Source organism: Bacillus sp. OTU530, assembly GCF_038440375.1.
This window is the reverse complement of sequence record NZ_JASATP010000061.1, coordinates 1-15480: the sequence shown is the minus strand read 5'-3', so window position 1 is coordinate 15480 and position 15480 is coordinate 1. Positions and strand designations below refer to the sequence as shown.

The 15480-nt window shown below is 39.9% G+C and carries 15 protein-coding genes and 1 riboswitch; of the genes, 7 read left to right on the top strand and 8 right to left on the bottom strand.

Annotation, left to right across the window (positions count from 1 at the left end; translation table 11 throughout):
- Window positions 1–36 precede the first annotated feature (36 nt).
- Entirely contained in the window at window positions 37–612 is a 576-nt protein-coding gene (locus tag AAHB12_RS27200) for a LysE family transporter (RefSeq protein WP_342048375.1), read from the top strand.
- A 171-nt stretch (window positions 613–783) separates the two neighbouring features.
- Here the strand turns inward: AAHB12_RS27200 and AAHB12_RS27195 are convergent, their stop codons facing one another.
- Window positions 784–1647 (bottom strand): LysR family transcriptional regulator, encoded by an 864-nt coding sequence (locus tag AAHB12_RS27195; protein WP_129728924.1) that lies wholly within the window; start codon window positions 1645–1647, stop codon window positions 784–786.
- 318 nt (window positions 1648–1965) lie between these two features.
- Here AAHB12_RS27195 and AAHB12_RS27190 point away from each other — a divergent pair, with 318 nt between their 5' ends.
- Window positions 1966–3195, top strand: coding sequence for an MFS transporter (locus AAHB12_RS27190; RefSeq protein WP_342048374.1), 1230 nt, complete (start codon window positions 1966–1968; stop codon window positions 3193–3195).
- A gap of 134 nt (window positions 3196–3329) precedes the next feature.
- On the opposite strand, the gene AAHB12_RS27185 is transcribed toward AAHB12_RS27190, so the two are convergent.
- The 3 genes from AAHB12_RS27185 to AAHB12_RS27175 form a co-directional block, all read right to left on the bottom strand.
- Complete coding sequence (locus tag AAHB12_RS27185) at window positions 3330–5168, bottom strand: DHA2 family efflux MFS transporter permease subunit (RefSeq protein WP_342048373.1); 1839 nt, start codon at window positions 5166–5168, stop codon at window positions 3330–3332.
- 12 nt (window positions 5169–5180) lie between these two features.
- A complete protein-coding gene (locus tag AAHB12_RS27180; protein ID WP_129728921.1) occupies window positions 5181–5834 on the bottom strand; it encodes an HlyD family secretion protein in 654 nt (217 codons plus the stop codon).
- Window positions 5835–6209: 375 nt separating this feature from the next.
- Window positions 6210–6719, bottom strand: a complete 510-nt coding sequence (locus tag AAHB12_RS27175) for a MarR family winged helix-turn-helix transcriptional regulator (RefSeq protein ID WP_129728920.1) — start codon at window positions 6717–6719, stop codon at window positions 6210–6212.
- Window positions 6720–7759: 1040 nt separating this feature from the next.
- Here AAHB12_RS27175 and AAHB12_RS27170 point away from each other — a divergent pair.
- The 3 genes from AAHB12_RS27170 to cydS are packed head-to-tail and all read left to right on the top strand — an operon-like array spanning window position 7760 to window position 10250.
- Window positions 7760–9106, top strand: a complete 1347-nt coding sequence (locus tag AAHB12_RS27170; protein WP_342048372.1) for a cytochrome ubiquinol oxidase subunit I — start codon at window positions 7760–7762, stop codon at window positions 9104–9106.
- Window positions 9103–10131, top strand: coding sequence for a cytochrome d ubiquinol oxidase subunit II (locus AAHB12_RS27165; protein WP_129728918.1), 1029 nt, complete (start codon window positions 9103–9105; stop codon window positions 10129–10131). Before AAHB12_RS27170 ends, AAHB12_RS27165 begins: the two co-directional genes overlap by 4 nt.
- 14 nt (window positions 10132–10145) lie before the next feature.
- Window positions 10146–10250: a cytochrome bd oxidase small subunit CydS gene (cydS, locus tag AAHB12_RS31985; protein ID WP_379949714.1), complete on the top strand. Its 105-nt coding sequence runs from the start codon at window positions 10146–10148 to the stop codon at window positions 10248–10250.
- 192 nt (window positions 10251–10442) lie between these two features.
- On the opposite strand, the gene AAHB12_RS27160 is transcribed toward cydS, so the two are convergent.
- On the bottom strand, window positions 10443–10634 hold the full coding sequence (locus tag AAHB12_RS27160) for a PCYCGC motif-containing (lipo)protein (RefSeq protein WP_342048371.1): 192 nt from the start codon (window positions 10632–10634) through the stop codon (window positions 10443–10445).
- A gap of 11 nt (window positions 10635–10645) precedes the next feature.
- On the bottom strand, window positions 10646–11383 hold the full coding sequence (locus AAHB12_RS27155; protein ID WP_342048370.1) for a ZIP family metal transporter: 738 nt from the start codon (window positions 11381–11383) through the stop codon (window positions 10646–10648).
- 152 nt (window positions 11384–11535) lie between these two features.
- On the opposite strand from AAHB12_RS27155, the gene AAHB12_RS27150 reads away from it, so the two are divergent.
- Window positions 11536–12240, top strand: coding sequence for an IS200/IS605 family accessory protein TnpB-related protein (locus AAHB12_RS27150; RefSeq protein WP_342048369.1), 705 nt, complete (start codon window positions 11536–11538; stop codon window positions 12238–12240).
- Between the two features lie 106 nt (window positions 12241–12346).
- Here the strand turns inward: AAHB12_RS27150 and AAHB12_RS27145 are convergent, their stop codons facing one another.
- Entirely contained in the window at window positions 12347–12646 is a 300-nt protein-coding gene (locus AAHB12_RS27145; RefSeq protein ID WP_129728914.1) for a hypothetical protein, read from the bottom strand.
- Window positions 12647–12661: 15 nt separating this feature from the next.
- Window positions 12662–12932: riboswitch (cobalamin riboswitch) on the bottom strand.
- 251 nt (window positions 12933–13183) lie between these two features.
- On the opposite strand from AAHB12_RS27145, the gene AAHB12_RS27140 reads away from it, so the two are divergent.
- Window positions 13184–14479: an Nramp family divalent metal transporter gene (locus AAHB12_RS27140; protein WP_129728913.1), complete on the top strand. Its 1296-nt coding sequence runs from the start codon at window positions 13184–13186 to the stop codon at window positions 14477–14479.
- A gap of 443 nt (window positions 14480–14922) precedes the next feature.
- On the opposite strand, the gene AAHB12_RS27130 is transcribed toward AAHB12_RS27140, so the two are convergent.
- On the bottom strand, window positions 14923–15480 hold a 558-nt coding region (locus tag AAHB12_RS27130; protein ID WP_342048368.1), incomplete at its 5' end, for an RNA-guided endonuclease TnpB family protein.

The window sequence follows — 15480 nt, the reverse complement described above, 5'->3', positions numbered from 1 at the left end:
ATTTCACTATTTTTACTGAAAGGACAGATCAACTAAATGAACCTTATAGCATTCCTTTCCTACGTAATTATTACATCCATTACACCAGGACCAAGTAATATTTTGATGATGAATGAAGCAAGAAGATTTGGATTCAAAGGATCGATACGCTTCCAGATTGGAATTATTTCAGGGTTTATTATCCTTGGTGTAGTAACCTCATTGTTAACAACAAGCCTTTATCACTGGATTCCCATGATAGAACCTTACTTTAAAATAGTTGGCGCAGCATATTTACTGTATCTGGCATGGCAAATTGCTTTCTCTACGAAAAGTAATAATGATGCTGCTCACGGCCAGTCTTCCTTTTTATCAGGGCTGCTTTTCCAAGTTCTCAATATAAAAAGTATCTTGTATTTCTTAACGGCAATGTCAACTTTCATACTTCCTTATCATAATTCAAATGTAGCTGCGCTCTCTTTGATGTCTGCAACAATCCTAATAGGTTGTGCAGCATTATTATTGTGGTCTATATTCGGTGCGACTTTTAAGAAGATATTTTTAAAATACGATAAGTTAGTAAATACGATAATGTGTTTGTTACTTGTTTATTCTGCCATTGCAATTTTATAAGAGAAAGACCCGTCTTTTATAGGAAAGACAGGTCTTTCTCTTGCAATTTTTCACATAAGCCTATAAAAATGCCCTCCAAATTAGCTGGAGGATACTGCTTGTTCACATAATTCTCGAAAGCAGAAAAAGGCTATTTATTGCTGCACAACTGACAATGAGGACCAAAGCTTATTAAGTATGAAAAAGCTCCAAAAAATGCCTAGCTGGGGTTGATAGATGTCCGTTCTTCATCCAAATGATTACTGTTCTTGTTATAAGCGACTCTTCCTTTATCTCTCTGAAATGAAGCTTCACATCTTGTTCTAATGAGATCATGTCTCTCGGTATGATTACTATTCCCATTCCGATACTTGCCCATTTTAGCATGGATCTCGTATTATCTGCCCTGCATATAACCCTCGGTTCAAAACCAGCCTTTCTGCAAGCTTCTTCAATGTTATTCGCATATCTATTATGCATAAGCAATGGCTTGCCTTCAAGCGCTGTCAAGTCTAAGTATCCCGTATCATCATTCCAGAATAAGTCCAATGCGCCAGCTACCATCGGTTCATCTGATAAATTAATGGATGAGAATGTATCTTGATTGAATGGTGTACGGATAATCCCAATTTCTACGACCCCACCCTTAAGTAGCTCAACAATTTCAAATGTAGTATTCTCCCTTATCCGGAAATCAACGCCAGGATATTTTTCATGAAAGATCTGTATTTCAGCTGGCAGTAATGCTGCTCCCGCTGAAGAGATTGTGCCTATGGAAAGTGTCCCTTGAAGTCCCTCTTTCAAATCTTTGAATTCCTTTGTTGTTTTTTCCATAAGCTCTATAATCTGTTTCGCCCGATTCTGAAGAAGCCGTCCTGCATCAGTAATCTGTATTTTACGTGTACTCCTTTCCATTAGTACTACTCCGAGCTCTTCCTCCAACAGTTTAAGCTGCTGACTCAACGGCGGCTGAGCTATATGGAGTCTTTCTGCTGCTTTTGTAATATTGCCCTCTTCAGCAATTGCCAAAAAATATGCGAGTTGTTTTATATCCAAAATCAAACACCCCTGATCGATTTATACTTTTATAATATAAATATTATACGAAATATATATTTTTAGTATATATGATACCTTGCTAAACTGATATTAGAACATGTTGAGTTTTATTTATTATCAAATCTTTTATCAGGGCGATACTTTGGAAGAATGATACCGGACTCAAATACCTATTTTCACTACTTTCATTTTCATTGAGTAACACAAATTGGGGTGGGACATATCAAATGCGTTACTAAGTTAACGGAAATCTTTTGCGCAATTAACCAAAATCTTTTTTGGCGGAATTTCATTAGTAAATAAGGAGTATGAGCAATGAATTATATTCAGCGTAAAACAAGTACATTTAAGAAAGTCAATTTAGCTTTATTTGCAGGCGGGTTTAGTACTTTTGCCATCCTATGGGGAACGCAGCCTTTGCTTCCTGAGATTTCGAGGGAATTCCAAGTTTCGCCGGCTGCTTCAAGCTTAACCGTGTCATCCACCACCATTGCTCTAGCGATTAGTATGTTAATTGCCGGTTCTTTATCAGAGGTATTTGGACGTAAACCGGTCATGACTCTATCTTTGGCTTTATCATCGATTCTTTCCATTTTAACGTCATTTACGCCAAATTTTCATTTACTACTAGCAGGCAGAATATTAGAAGGAATCGCATTGGCTGGACTTCCGGCTGTTGCAATGGCTTATTTAGGTGAGGAGATTGAGCCCCAGAGCTTAGGAATGGCAATGGGATTATACATTAGCGGGAATTCGATTGGCGGTATGTCCGGACGTATCATTAGCGGAGTTTTAACTGATTATATGAATTGGCATGCAGCACTAATGGGGATTGGACTGATTAGTTTGCTTTCAAGCTTTATTTTTTGGTTATTACTTCCTCCATCCTCCCATTTTGAATCACAAAAATTTGAGATGAAACAACTAGTAAGCTCGTTGTTTAGCCAATTCAAGGAGCCTGGACTTATTTATCTACTTATCATTGGTTTTTTGCTAAGTAGTAGCTTTGTATCTTTATACAACTATATTGGATTTCAACTTATTGAACCACCCTATAACTTAAGTCAAACATTAGTGGGATTTATTTTTATCGTATATATGGTTGGTACATTTAGTTCTACATGGATGGGAATGCTAGCTGATAAGCATGGGAAAAGAAAAATCTTGCAGTTTTCGCTGTTTATCTTATTGATCGGGGGATGCATTACATTAGACACGAATATATGGTTGAAAATTTTGGGGATTGCGATTTTTACCTATGGCTTTTTTGCAGGCCATTCCATTGCAAGCAGCTGGGTTGGAAAAGTGGCTACTCACGATAAAGCACAAGCTGCCTCACTATACCTATTTTTCTACTATGCCGGTTCAAGTATTGGCGGAACTGTAAGTGGCACACTCTATAGTAACTTTGGATGGAGTGGAGTTGTCTCCATGATTGCCATTCTTACTATTATTTCAATCACTGTTTCTATTCGTTTAGCAATGATTGCAACAAGCAGATCAAAGTTTTCTTCTCCGCTAAACAATATCAAGAAAACCCTTTGAACCACCCACTACTTCCTTCACATGTAACCAAAAGCCATGTTCCTGTAGAAAGAACATGGCAATCAGTAGAGAGATGCAGTACTTAATCCAGGTAGAGTAGCTTTTCCTAGAATTCTTGTATGCTTCCCATTTTTCTATTTTTTCACAACCTGCCTTTTAGAGGATTGCAAGAAAAGTGACAAAACAAGAGCAAGTGCAGAGGCGATCGTTGCCACCCAGAAGGCATCATTCACCCCAGCCACAGTAGAAAGCTTCATTACCTGCCCATACAGCATAGATGTTTCCAGAGCCCCTGCTGTCTGCGCTGGAACATGCGCCAGTGCGGCCAAACCTTGCCCTGTCTGTGTAAAGCTTGTATACAGCACCGGGTTCGCTGCGGTTACTTCATTGGCGTAATCTGCTGCATGAAATGTGGTTTGCTGTGTCATCACAGTAACCAGAAGGGCTGTTCCAACGGATCCTGCTACCGAACGCAATGTATTTTGCGCCGCTGTTCCGTCCGAAATTTGACTCATCTTCAGAGCGTTCATCCCGGCAGTCATGATGGGCATCATCAGGAAAGCCATTCCAAAGGAACGTAACGTATACATCCACATAATATACGTGTAGGATGTGTCCATGGAAAGCTGTGTATATTCATAGGTACTGTATGTCATAATTAGCAGTCCAAAAATCGCTAACGGACGAATTCCATATCGGTCAAACAGCTTTCCTGCAACTGGTCCCATGAATCCCATCAGCAAGGAGCCGGGAAGCAGCAATAAGCCTGATTCCAGCGCTGTAAATCCACGGATGTTTTGTAAATACACCGGAAGCAGCAGCATGCCGCCGTACATGCTTACCGTAATGATGATATTAATCAACAGGGTAAAGGAAAATACCGGAACTTTGAAAACTGTCAGATCGATCAGCTTCGTTTCTGCCCTCAATTCCCACAGGATAAAGAAGATAATCCCGATTACACCGAGCAGCAGCATACTTACAACCTCGGCACTGCCCCAGCCTTTGGCACCGGCCTCACTAAAGCCATACAAGAGAGTACCCAAACCAAGAGTGGAAGCCACCGCGCCAACCGTGTCAAACTTCGGTTTTGACAGCGGCTGTACGAGGTTAAAGAAGCGCAGTGCTACAAAAAAGATAATCAAACCAAGAACAAACATCCCGTAAAACATGATATTCCACGTATAGTTTTGCACAAGCCAGCCGGCAATCGTAGGCCCGATAGCCGGTGCCAGAATGAGCGCGACACCGAGTAAGCCCATAGCCACACCGCGTTTTTCAGGAGGAAAGAGCATCAAGAAAATATTCGATCCAACTGGCATGAGAATACCAGCACCGACTGCTTGAATGGTACGGCCTGTCATCATGATCGGGAAATTGGTTGCCACAGCACTAACAACGGAACCAACTGTGAAAAATAGTATCGCAGCCAAAAAGAGCCTTCGATACGTAAATGTCTTCACTAAATAGACGCTAATGGGAACTAAAATTCCGTTCACAAGCATAAATCCAGTGGACAACCATTGAGCAGTAGTAGCGGATATGCTGAACTCATTGATGAGCTCTGGCAGCACAATGTTAATAACGGTCTGGTTTAAAATAGAAATGAACATACCAACGACCAAAATGACCAGCATCACACCTGTATTTGCGGGAGATTTACCGGCTTCCATCTGTACTCCTTCTCGTGCCTCCCCTTCCCGCTTCGGCAGAGGGACTTTCTCCACTTCCACTTCTACTTTTTCTTCTACTTCCCCCGCTACTGTAGCTGCGCTTTGCAGCACCTGCACGGAAGAGGAATCACTATCTTCTGTCCGTTGATCTACTGTTTCTTCAACAGGTTGATTCCCTGCTATCTGTTCACTCTCATCACCGACTGGCTTTATGTCCCGTTTACGACGAAACACCATATTAACAACAGCAAATATAATGGCACAAACAACAGCATATGCAGCAATTACTGTCGAGGACATACAACCTCCCCCTTACTTATGAATACGGACTGACACGTTCATCCCAGGCACGATATTCACAGATTTTGTATGATCTAAAGCAATTCTTACTGGAACGACCTGTGTTACCTTCGTATAGTTTGCTGTTGTACTTCCAGATGGAATTAAGGAGAAGGTATTTGCTGTTGTCAAACCAACTTGATCAACTGTTCCCGTCAGTGTTGTGTTTGGAAATGCATCTACGTACACATCTACGTCCTGACCGTTTTTCACGTCATCAATGTCTGTTTCTTTAATATTTGCTGTTACATATAGGCTGTTCATGTCATAGGCATAAGCCAATGGGGAACCTGCACTAACAAACGCATTTTCGCTTGCACTTGCTTGAACGAGTGTCGATCCTACTGGCACTGTCACATCAACCTGCTGAGCAGTTGTACCACTGCTTGTTAAAACGGAACCTACCTTATCACCCGCACTGTATGCCTTCCCCGTTGAAGCGGTCCATTCCACAAGCTTTCCTGATACTGGGGCTGCGATTGCAATTGCCTTTCCATCAATTTTGGCATTATCTGTTGTTAAATAGCTTTGTGCTTGATTGTAGTAATAGTAGCCAAGGAATCCCCCTCCAACTAATACAAGCAAAGTGACAATGTTTACTACGATAAGTCTTCGAAACTGATTCATTCATCCTCTTCCTTTCTGCCCTCTTTGATTTCTATTGTAAAAACAGTCTATCTCTCGCAGAAACATTACAATTGTTCCTATAAGATTTAAAAGCTAAAGACTGTTGAGACACCGTTATCTTTCTGATCAAGCGTCCTTTTATAAGGTTACATCGCAACTCCAATTGACCGATATGTATAAAAGTCGGTCTAACGGATCCTTTTGCTTTGAGATTCATAGTAAAAACAATGCTAAAACCATCCAGCAAAAAATGAATTGGATAGTACGGTGCCGAATTACACAGTTATACGGAGGTGTATAGTACGGAACCGAATTATATGGCAATACGGAGGCATGAAACCTCATTCATAGCGTTCCGTATTTAACCCAACCATATCATGTAGGAAACACGTTATGATCCTTTGCATACTGTAAGCCACCCTGGATTTTCTCCAGTAGATCCATCAAAAGCAACTGTTCCTCTTTGGTCATCTTCGAGAAAATATTTGTAATATGGGTACTATAAAGAGGAGCCAATGTACCCACGATTTGCTGACCTTTTTCTGTTAGATGAATTGCTGTTTTTCTTCGATCCTCAGAAATGCTCCTTCTAATAAATTCATCCTTTTCAAGCCCATCCAGCAAACCTGTTATGGTGGAACGAGTGACTCCTGCATAATCAGCTAACTCTGAAGGATTCAGAGGGCGCTCCTGCTTCAACAAAATTGCCAGGATTTTAAACTTTCGGTCTGAGAGACCAAAGTACGATAGCTTGGAAGTCAGTTCATGTTGTACCTCATGTGTGACCCGCAGTAACTGAATCAATACATCAGACGGTTTATCTGGAGCCGACATAATCATCTGTTTCATATTGGATTCAATGCCTGGCTGCATGTTTTCCTTCATATATTTCACCTTCCAATATCATAAGTAACCTTATTGTACGGTACCTTATTAATTGTCGTCAAGATTTCTGCTAAATTTTAAAAGGGTCTGTATGAAATACTAACGGCAAAACGCGGATATTGTCCACTACCCGTTAGCTTAGTAATATCTCGATAATGTCCCCTTTCAGTTGAAGAACCTCAGGGGGACCATACTTTGTGTACACAATTGCCTTCATTTTATCCCCCTTCAATTCTTTATATTTATGAACATCTACGAATAAATAGAATAATATTTTTTCGCACCATAACCTAAATTTTGGTAGACCCCTAGAATGTAACTATGAAATAAATACCTAAAAACCCTATCCATAATATGGAAATCTCTTTAAGATAACCTTATTCATTTGATAGAAAAGACTTCTATCAGCCTCATCCTTAGCACAAGCCCCACCTATGCTTTGTACTGCTGGCAGCCACGCGTACCACCCAACCTAATTGCTAATTTAGCATTAGGTTGTAAATAGCTCTTTGATTACTTGTAAAAAAATTAACGGTCACAGTCTCGAATTTCGCTTACAGGTGATCCTGTCAGAATTATTTTATGTGCCTATACTCCCTTCTCCTATACCATTAATGTATAATACTTAACCTTGCCATCTTTAGATCAAATCCCTAATTTAAGTGATTATGAAAGTGGAAGGTATGAGTCTTCCTTAATGATTATGATGGCTGTTGCAAAGAGAATAATTGGAGAAGAAAAACAAAAACATATTTTCTATTTTTACCATCGAAATGTTGTAAAGTTGTCACAACCCCAATCTTCAACATAAAGAAGGATGTGATACATTGATAAAAAGGTGAACTTCCACCAATTATTGTGAAGTTTTGAACAAAGTCTATATGCTAAAATTTGTGATTAATTGAGCAAAAAGGGAGGTGTGCATGGGTGTATAAAAAACAAGAACGTACCTTGGTGTGGTTAGCCTTTATTGTAGCTGCAATTATGGGATTATCATTTATTGGACGAATCATTTCAGGATAAGGAAAGGTGAATTTCAAATGGGAAATGAAGAAGCTGTCTTTTTTAGTCGCGTACTAACGGAACTTACATTATCTTTTCATATCATTTACGCAACTATTGGTGTCGGTATCCCTCTCATGATTATGATTGCTCAGTGGGTTGGCATTAAGAAGCAAGATGAACATTATATTCTATTAGCAAGACGATGGACCCGTGGTTTTGTTATTACAGTGGCTGTTGGTGTTGTAACAGGTACTGCAATTGGATTGCAATTGTCTCTACTCTGGCCTAATTTTATGGAACTGGCAGGAAATGTTATTGCCCTCCCGCTATTCATGGAAACATTCGCATTCTTCTTTGAAGCTATCTTTTTAGGCATCTATATATACACATGGGATCGTTTTAAGAATCCTAAAAAACATCTGTTACTGTTAATTCCAGTAGCTATAGGAGCATCTTTCTCCGCAATCTTTATTACCGTTGTTAATGCATTCATGAATGCGCCACAAGGGTTTGATATAGTAAATGGGCAATTAGTAAATGTAAATCCGATATTGGCAATGTTCAATCCTGCCATGCCTACTAAGGTTGCACACGTTTTGGCTACTGCTTATATGACATCAGCATTTGTACTAGCGTCTATAGGGGCGTTTCGTTTATTGAAGGGTTCCAATCATGTTTACCACAAAAAAGCATTACTGCTTACGATGAAGATGGGCTTAATCTTTTCGATTGCTGCCGCAGTAATTGGAGATTTTTCAGGAAAATACCTAGCAGAATACCAACCGGAGAAACTAGCTGCCGCTGAGTGGCATTTCGAAACAGAAAAGGGAGCTCCCCTCATTCTGTATGGTGTCCTTGATGATGGGGAAGTAAAGTATGCCATTAAAATCCCATTTGCACTTAGTATCCTAGCTCATAGCACCCCAAACGCGGAGGTTATAGGACTTGATCAGTTTGCTAAGGATGAAACTCCTCCTCTTTATATTCATTATTTATTTGATGTCATGATTACAATTGGTGTATGGATGACTCTGTTGTCATTTGTCTTCCTAATCGGATCCTGGCGAAAATGGAAGTTGATATCGTCTAAATTATTCCGTTGGCTCATTGTACTTGGAGGTCCTCTTTCTATCATTGGCATTGAAGCCGGGTGGTGGATGGCTGAAGTAGGCCGTCAACCGTGGATATTGCGAGGACTTATGCGGACAAAAGAAGCGGCAACCACAAGCGGTCAAGTAGATGTCATGTTACTCTTGTTCTCTGGATTATATATTATTTTAGCAATTGGCAGTGTAGTCGTCCTTACTCGGATGTTTCGTAAAAACCCTGTGGAACGCGAATTGGCCGATAGAGCATCTGAGAAGGAAGGTGCTACAGTATGACACTTGAGGTAATAGGTATTTCAGTATTGTGGGTTTTTCTCTTCGGTTACGTGATTATAGCTTCTGTTGACTTTGGGGCTGGTTTCTTTAATGCATATAGTACGCTAACAGGACAACAACATATTTTAACCAAGGTCATTCAACGCTATCTATCGCCTGTCTGGGAGGTTACTAACGTATTCTTAGTTTTCTTTTTCGTAGGGATTGTTGGTTTTTTCCCAAAAACAGCATACTACTACGGAACGGTGTTACTTGTACCTGCAAGCCTTGCGATTATCCTGCTCGCGATCCGTGGTTCCTATTATGCATTTGCAACTTATGGTGGGCTTACAAATAGAAAAAGGTATACATTTATTTATGGGATCTCTGGATTACTTATTCCAGCGTCCTTATCTATCGTATTAACCATTTCAGAAGGTAGCTTTGTAAAAGTTGGCTCTACGGGGCCCACACTCAATTACTGGATCTTGTTTAAAAGCCCTTTAACTTGGAGTATTGTTGTACTCAGTCTCACAGCAGTATTATATATTTCATCAGTATTCCTGACTTGGTATGCACATCAAGCGAAAGATGATCGTGCAACCGCACTCTTACGAAAGTATGCACTGATTTGGGCAGGACCTACCCTTATCACGGCTTCGGGTATTATTATCGAACTGAAGGCACATAATCCTGAACATTATGAGCGATTATTGGATTTATGGTGGCTGTTTGGCTTATCGGTGATTTTGTTTATGGGAACTGTCTATCTGATATGGAGAAAACAATCCTATGGAGTGGCCTTTGGGCTATTGGTAGGTCAGTTCTTTCTTGCGTTTTTTGGTTATGGTATATCTCACTACCCATACTTACTATATCCATACCTCACAATTTTTGATAGCTTTACGAATAAATCAATGGCAACAGCATTAATTGTTGCATTTATTGCAGGACTTGGTTTGCTAATCCCATCCTTGTATCTTCTAGTTAAACTGTTCTTGTTTAACAAGGAATATGTCCAAGGAAAACGGAACAATCATGCATAGGGAGGGAACATATGATGAGTCACTTTCTAATTTTCTATGCACCGATCCTAATAGTCATCTTATCAATTGTTGCAGCTTTCTGGCTTGCATCGAAGGATAACATAGTGAGCGATCATTAATTTAGGTGCTGCTACACATCATAAACAGTCTATGCTAAATGGAGCTATAAGAGTCTTTCCATTTCGTATAGACTGTTTTTGTATAGATTCAATCAGTCTAACATAGTTATATGTACAAATGACTAGCCAAATAATTCCGCAAGACTCGTATAAACAAACATGTACTTTTTCAAAGAAATAGATTGTTGAGCATTACATGGTTGGCATAGGGGTGGCTGTTGGTTTTACCAAACCTTTCTCATATTGTTTATCAATGGATGCTCGGCCTTCCTGAACAGATACGCCGTTTTGATACATCATAACAGCTTGAAATGCAATATCTACACAAACCGTTTGTGTCATAGCATGATCTATGAATCTCTTGCATCCTTTATCCCTTTCCATGATGATTCATATTAGTGCTGGATAAAATTCTCTATATATAACAGTATTAATACAAGTCCTCCACCAGCCAATAAAAAGAAACTAAATACACTCATCTTTTTCTGTGCTTTTAATAACATCTCGTTCACGGTTACATACCCTAATGTTCCAATCGCAAGGCCCATGAGCATACCATTTAAATGAATATGGTCGCTTCTTAAGACAATGCCAAGTACAGTTCCGACTCCTAATACAAGTGATAGTAATGTAATCGTCAAAAGAAAATATATAATATGAAACCTGGTAAATAAGAAAGGTATCGCTAGCGCAAGCCCCTCTGGAATATGATGAATAACAGCAGCAAACAAAAAGGGTATTGCTGTGTCAAAGTTCTTCATGGATATACCGAATGCTACACCTGTTGGAACATTGTGGATATAGATTGCAAGCGATAAGAATAGAAAGGACCGCCACGCTTCACCTTCTCTTCCTTCTTGATGGTGCGAATGATGAAAATGCATATGAAGTAGTACCATCAACAAAATACCTATACTTCCCCCAAGAAAGAGTCCTGTCATCTCATACTCAGAAAGTGTCTCTGGGATGAGTTCAAAAGTAAGTAGCCCCGCCAACATTCCTCCGCAAAAGGCATACAAACTATACATTTGATTGGTCACCATACTTCGAGCTGTTATACCCACCGTTCCTCCTACTAACAACCCACCAAAGGCAAGTGCAGCTGTCATAATTGGTAACATTATGCTCTCCATCTAGGTGCCCTCCTTCCTATTCCACTTTTTCCATGTGTATGCCTAATTTTTTGAGAATAGTCATGCCACTCGCATAACAGAGATTTCTCTGTTGGTTGGATAAGTAGAATCTTGGAATTTTAACTGAGAATACAGGTAACAGGATGAACTTTGTGATAGTATTTCTAAAGAAGACAGTTCTTTTAACAAATTTTCTGAAAAGAAGTGTGAATGGACAAGGACAATTACTTTCCTCCTCTTGTCTCTATTTCTCCTTAGAAGGAAAACGAAGCGGACAAATCACAAAAATTCTAGAAGCAGAAGCGATTGGTTTGGTGGACATCGCGGTTCAAAGAAATAAACCGATTGTGTTAGAGGCATTGGATACAACCCTCTCCAAGTCTGCCGGCCGTTACCGCAATCGGAAGCAAAATCGAAGGATGAGCATGTTTGCCTATAAAAAGATGCAGGATAGCATTCACAGCCGAGCTGCTAAAATGGGAGTCACTGTGTTTGAAGTGAATCCTGCCTTCACAAGCCAGATTGGGAAGATGAAGTATATGAAACAGATGCATATTTCCATCCATCAAGCGGCGTCCTACGTCATTGGCAGGCGCGGCATGAACTTGAAGGAACAGGTGCCAAAGGTGTTGCGAACCTATACAGAACGTAAGGATGGGGAGCATCACTGGAAACAGTGGAGTGTGTTGACAAAAGCATTCAAAGCGCTTCGTCCACACATATTCTATCATGTATCGGGCCAATCTTATCCATTATTTAACAAGGAGATTTGTAACCATGGGCTGACACAAGCAGAACGTGATATTTTGCAGAAGTATGTGCCAAAAGTTTGGTTAGAAGAAAGGGAAGCCTGTTGAACGGCTCTGTATTTCGCTTCCTAGGAAGAGGATACAGAATCTCCCACCTTCGACCAACGGAAGTCCCCTTGTGGGAAAGGAGCGTTAGCGAGTAGGTGGGGGTAGTTCAATGTTCATGTGTCCAAATGACTGATTCTCCTGTGGAAGGACAGCTTGGGAATTTCTCTCCCTTCTGAAGAACCACATGTTCACCATCTGCATCTACATAATGACCTGATTCCATAACAGTTTCCCCAGTTCTATGGGAATGGCTTGCATGGGTCCAAGTTGTAGCGTGTCCAGTGGATGGACAATCTGGAAAAGTCTCTCCTTGTTTAAGTTCCTTTTTTTCTCCTGTTGCACAAATATAGGTACCAGGTTCCGACACAGTTTCTCCTGTATGGTGATGGTCAGTGAAGTGAGGCATAATCAATTCCTCCTTTTTATTTTTCTTACAACAGATAGTCTCTCACTGACAACTAAGAATATTCTTTTTACTGCCCTTACACACCTCTCCTTTCCGCGAAGGCTGTTTTGGTGTTTACAACCATAGGTTGGAATCATCGCGCTCTATCGTCTTCCTCAACGGTGTGGTTGAGTGACATAAATGATAGAAAACTCCTCAATTACAGTGGTGGAACCGTTCGTGACTTGCACCCGATTCCCTGTTCCCCCTTGTTTTCACAAGAGCACCTAGTTTGCTTACAATATGATGTTGTAACTGGATTACACTTATAAATCCTCAAAATTTGAAACTGAATTTTACATGTAGTAGCGATTCCTCTTCAATATCACACTATTTCAACTATTAGAATAAATTAGGTATTGCATAAAAGATGGTTTAGGGAATATTATTTGTATACAAGAAACTTTTAGGGGGAATTTTTTCTCTAAAAGTTGGTCTAGAACAAAACATATGCGTGTAGGAAAACATAGGGTGTCTGATATCTAGGAGGATTTATTCATGAATGAGAATACAGCTACAAAAGAACAATCTTCTATTAATAACACAACAATTCAATCTGCACAAGCGGTTCTAGGAGGAAAAACTCAAGGAATAAAAAGACTACTCCCTTTTCTAGGACCGGCGTTTGTGGCAGCCATTGCTTATATTGATCCAGGAAACTTTGCAACCAATATCGCTGGAGGATCAAAATATGGATACCTACTTTTATGGGTAGTGCTTGTTTCCAATTTAATGGCTATTTTAATTCAATCCATGTCAGCAAAGTTAGGAATTGCAACCGGTAAAAATCTTCCTGAAGTCGCCCGTCAGCAGTTTCCTAAACCTGTTTCGATTGGTCTATGGATCCAAGCCGAGTTGGTCGTCATGGCTACAGATCTTGCAGAATTTATTGGTGCATCCTTAGGCTTATACTTAATCTTCGGTATTCCTTTACTTCCGGCAGCATTGATTGCTGCAGTAGGGTCTTTTGCTATCCTTGAACTTCAGCGTCGAGGATTCCGTTCTCTTGAAGCAGGGATTACGGGTCTCCTTTTTATTGTTGTACTAGCATTTATCACTCAACTCTTTTTTGCCAAACCAGAGCTCGCTCCGATATTAAACGGGTTTCTTGTACCTCAATTTAAGGGTGTAGACAGTGTTTTATTGGCAGCTGGGATTCTCGGTGCAACGGTGATGCCACATGCTATTTACCTTCATTCTGCCCTAACGCAACGAAGAGTAGTTGGAACAACGGAGGAAGACCGGAGAAAGATTTTTCGTTTTGAATTTATTGATATTTTAATTGCGATGTTTATTGCGGGAGCCATTAATGCTAGTATGCTGATTGTAGCGGCAGCACTTTTCTTTAAAAACGGCTTACAGGTTCAAGATTTGGATGTTGCTTTTCAGCAGCTAGGTCACTTAGTTGGTCCGGTTTCATCCATTCTCTTTGGGGTTAGTCTCCTTGCTTCTGGTTTATCTAGTTCATCGGTAGGGACAATGTCTGGTGATATTATTATGCAAGGATTTATTAAAAGACGAATTCCTTTGTATCTCAGACGATGCATTACGATGCTACCTCCACTGACCATAATCGCTCTTGGTGTAAATCCGACACATGCACTAGTCATGAGTCAAGTAGTACTGTCATTTGGGATTGCATTCGCCTTAATTCCTTTAATTATGTTTACTAGTAATCGTCGTTTGATGGGCAGTTTGGTTAATCGTCGCATTACCACTATTCTCGCCTGGTGTGTGGCAACGTTAATTATAGCCTTAAATGTGTTTCTTCTGTTTCAAACATTCTTCGGTTGATAAAATTGAAGCAAATTATTATAAGTGTCATAAAAAACGATTCCCTACCCATGCTAAGGAATCGTTTTTCTCTTCATAATGGAACAAGCAAGATGAGTTTAACTCTATCGTAAACGGTTTATGGTCGTATATTTCCCTTTGTAAAACTGACTCCCTTACGTATGGCAATGATCTTCATTATGGCAATGTTCTGTATCTTCTATTTGAATCGTCACATGTTCAATATGAAACTGTTCTCGAATCCGCTTTGTTGCTTCTCCAAGGACACGTTGCGTATTTGTTCCTGATTCTACTTTGACACTCCCACAGCTGAAGCAGTGGGATTCTAGACCCCACGCCGTTAGACATAACGTTTCTCAACGGTCAATCTGTACTGTCAGGTTTTCCTACGTCATTTGAACCTTTGGTCCAAAAAGGATGTACCTACTACTGCTCGGTACCCATTAGGCGATCATCGACTGCCCATCGACGAGAATTCTCAGCCCTTCAGCCAAGATATTATTTGCAGCATTTACGTCTCTATCATGAATTGTATTGCATTCTGAACATGTCCATTCTCGAACTCCTAAGTTCTTTACTTCTGGATTCTTATGCCCACAACATGAACATAATTGAGAAGAAGCAAAATTGGAGCCTACGACGATAAGTGTTTTACCATACCACTTACACTTATATTCCAACATACGTCGAAACTCAAACCAAGAGACTTCAGATATTGCTTTTGCCAAATTCCCATTCTTCAACATATTCTTTACACGAAGGTCTTCTATGCATATCACTTGGTTTTCGTGAACAAGCGAAGAAGTTATCTTGTGCAAAAAATCTGTACGAGCATTGACTATTTTCTCATGAATTTTTGCTACTTTTTTACGTTGTTTATTCCAATTAGAGCTATTGTATTTTCGTCTTGATAGAATTTGTTGTGCTTTTACTAGTTTATTTTCTAATTTCCTTAACCATTTTGGATTTTTAACTTTCGTTCCATCAGAAAATACAGCAAA

Bases quoted from the DNA above. Each gene is read 5' to 3' on its own strand.
- AAHB12_RS27170 (WP_342048372.1), top strand. From the start codon at position 7,760: ATGGGAAATGAAGAAGCTGTCTTTTTTAGTCGCGTACTAACGGAACTT.
- AAHB12_RS27190 (WP_342048374.1), top strand. From the start codon at position 1,966: ATGAATTATATTCAGCGTAAAACAAGTACATTTAAGAAAGTCAATTTA.
- AAHB12_RS27140 (WP_129728913.1), top strand. From the start codon at position 13,184: ATGAATGAGAATACAGCTACAAAAGAACAATCTTCTATTAATAACACA.
- AAHB12_RS27180 (WP_129728921.1), bottom strand. From the start codon at position 5,834: ATGAATCAGTTTCGAAGACTTATCGTAGTAAACATTGTCACTTTGCTT.
- AAHB12_RS27160 (WP_342048371.1), bottom strand. From the start codon at position 10,634: ATGGAAAGGGATAAAGGATGCAAGAGATTCATAGATCATGCTATGACA.
- cydS (WP_379949714.1), top strand. From the start codon at position 10,146: ATGAGTCACTTTCTAATTTTCTATGCACCGATCCTAATAGTCATCTTA.
- AAHB12_RS27165 (WP_129728918.1), top strand. From the start codon at position 9,103: ATGACACTTGAGGTAATAGGTATTTCAGTATTGTGGGTTTTTCTCTTC.
- AAHB12_RS27200 (WP_342048375.1), top strand. From the start codon at position 37: ATGAACCTTATAGCATTCCTTTCCTACGTAATTATTACATCCATTACA.
- AAHB12_RS27175 (WP_129728920.1), bottom strand. From the start codon at position 6,719: ATGAAGGAAAACATGCAGCCAGGCATTGAATCCAATATGAAACAGATG.
- AAHB12_RS27185 (WP_342048373.1), bottom strand. From the start codon at position 5,168: ATGTCCTCGACAGTAATTGCTGCATATGCTGTTGTTTGTGCCATTATA.
- AAHB12_RS27155 (WP_342048370.1), bottom strand. From the start codon at position 11,383: ATGGAGAGCATAATGTTACCAATTATGACAGCTGCACTTGCCTTTGGT.
- AAHB12_RS27145 (WP_129728914.1), bottom strand. From the start codon at position 12,646: ATGCCTCACTTCACTGACCATCACCATACAGGAGAAACTGTGTCGGAA.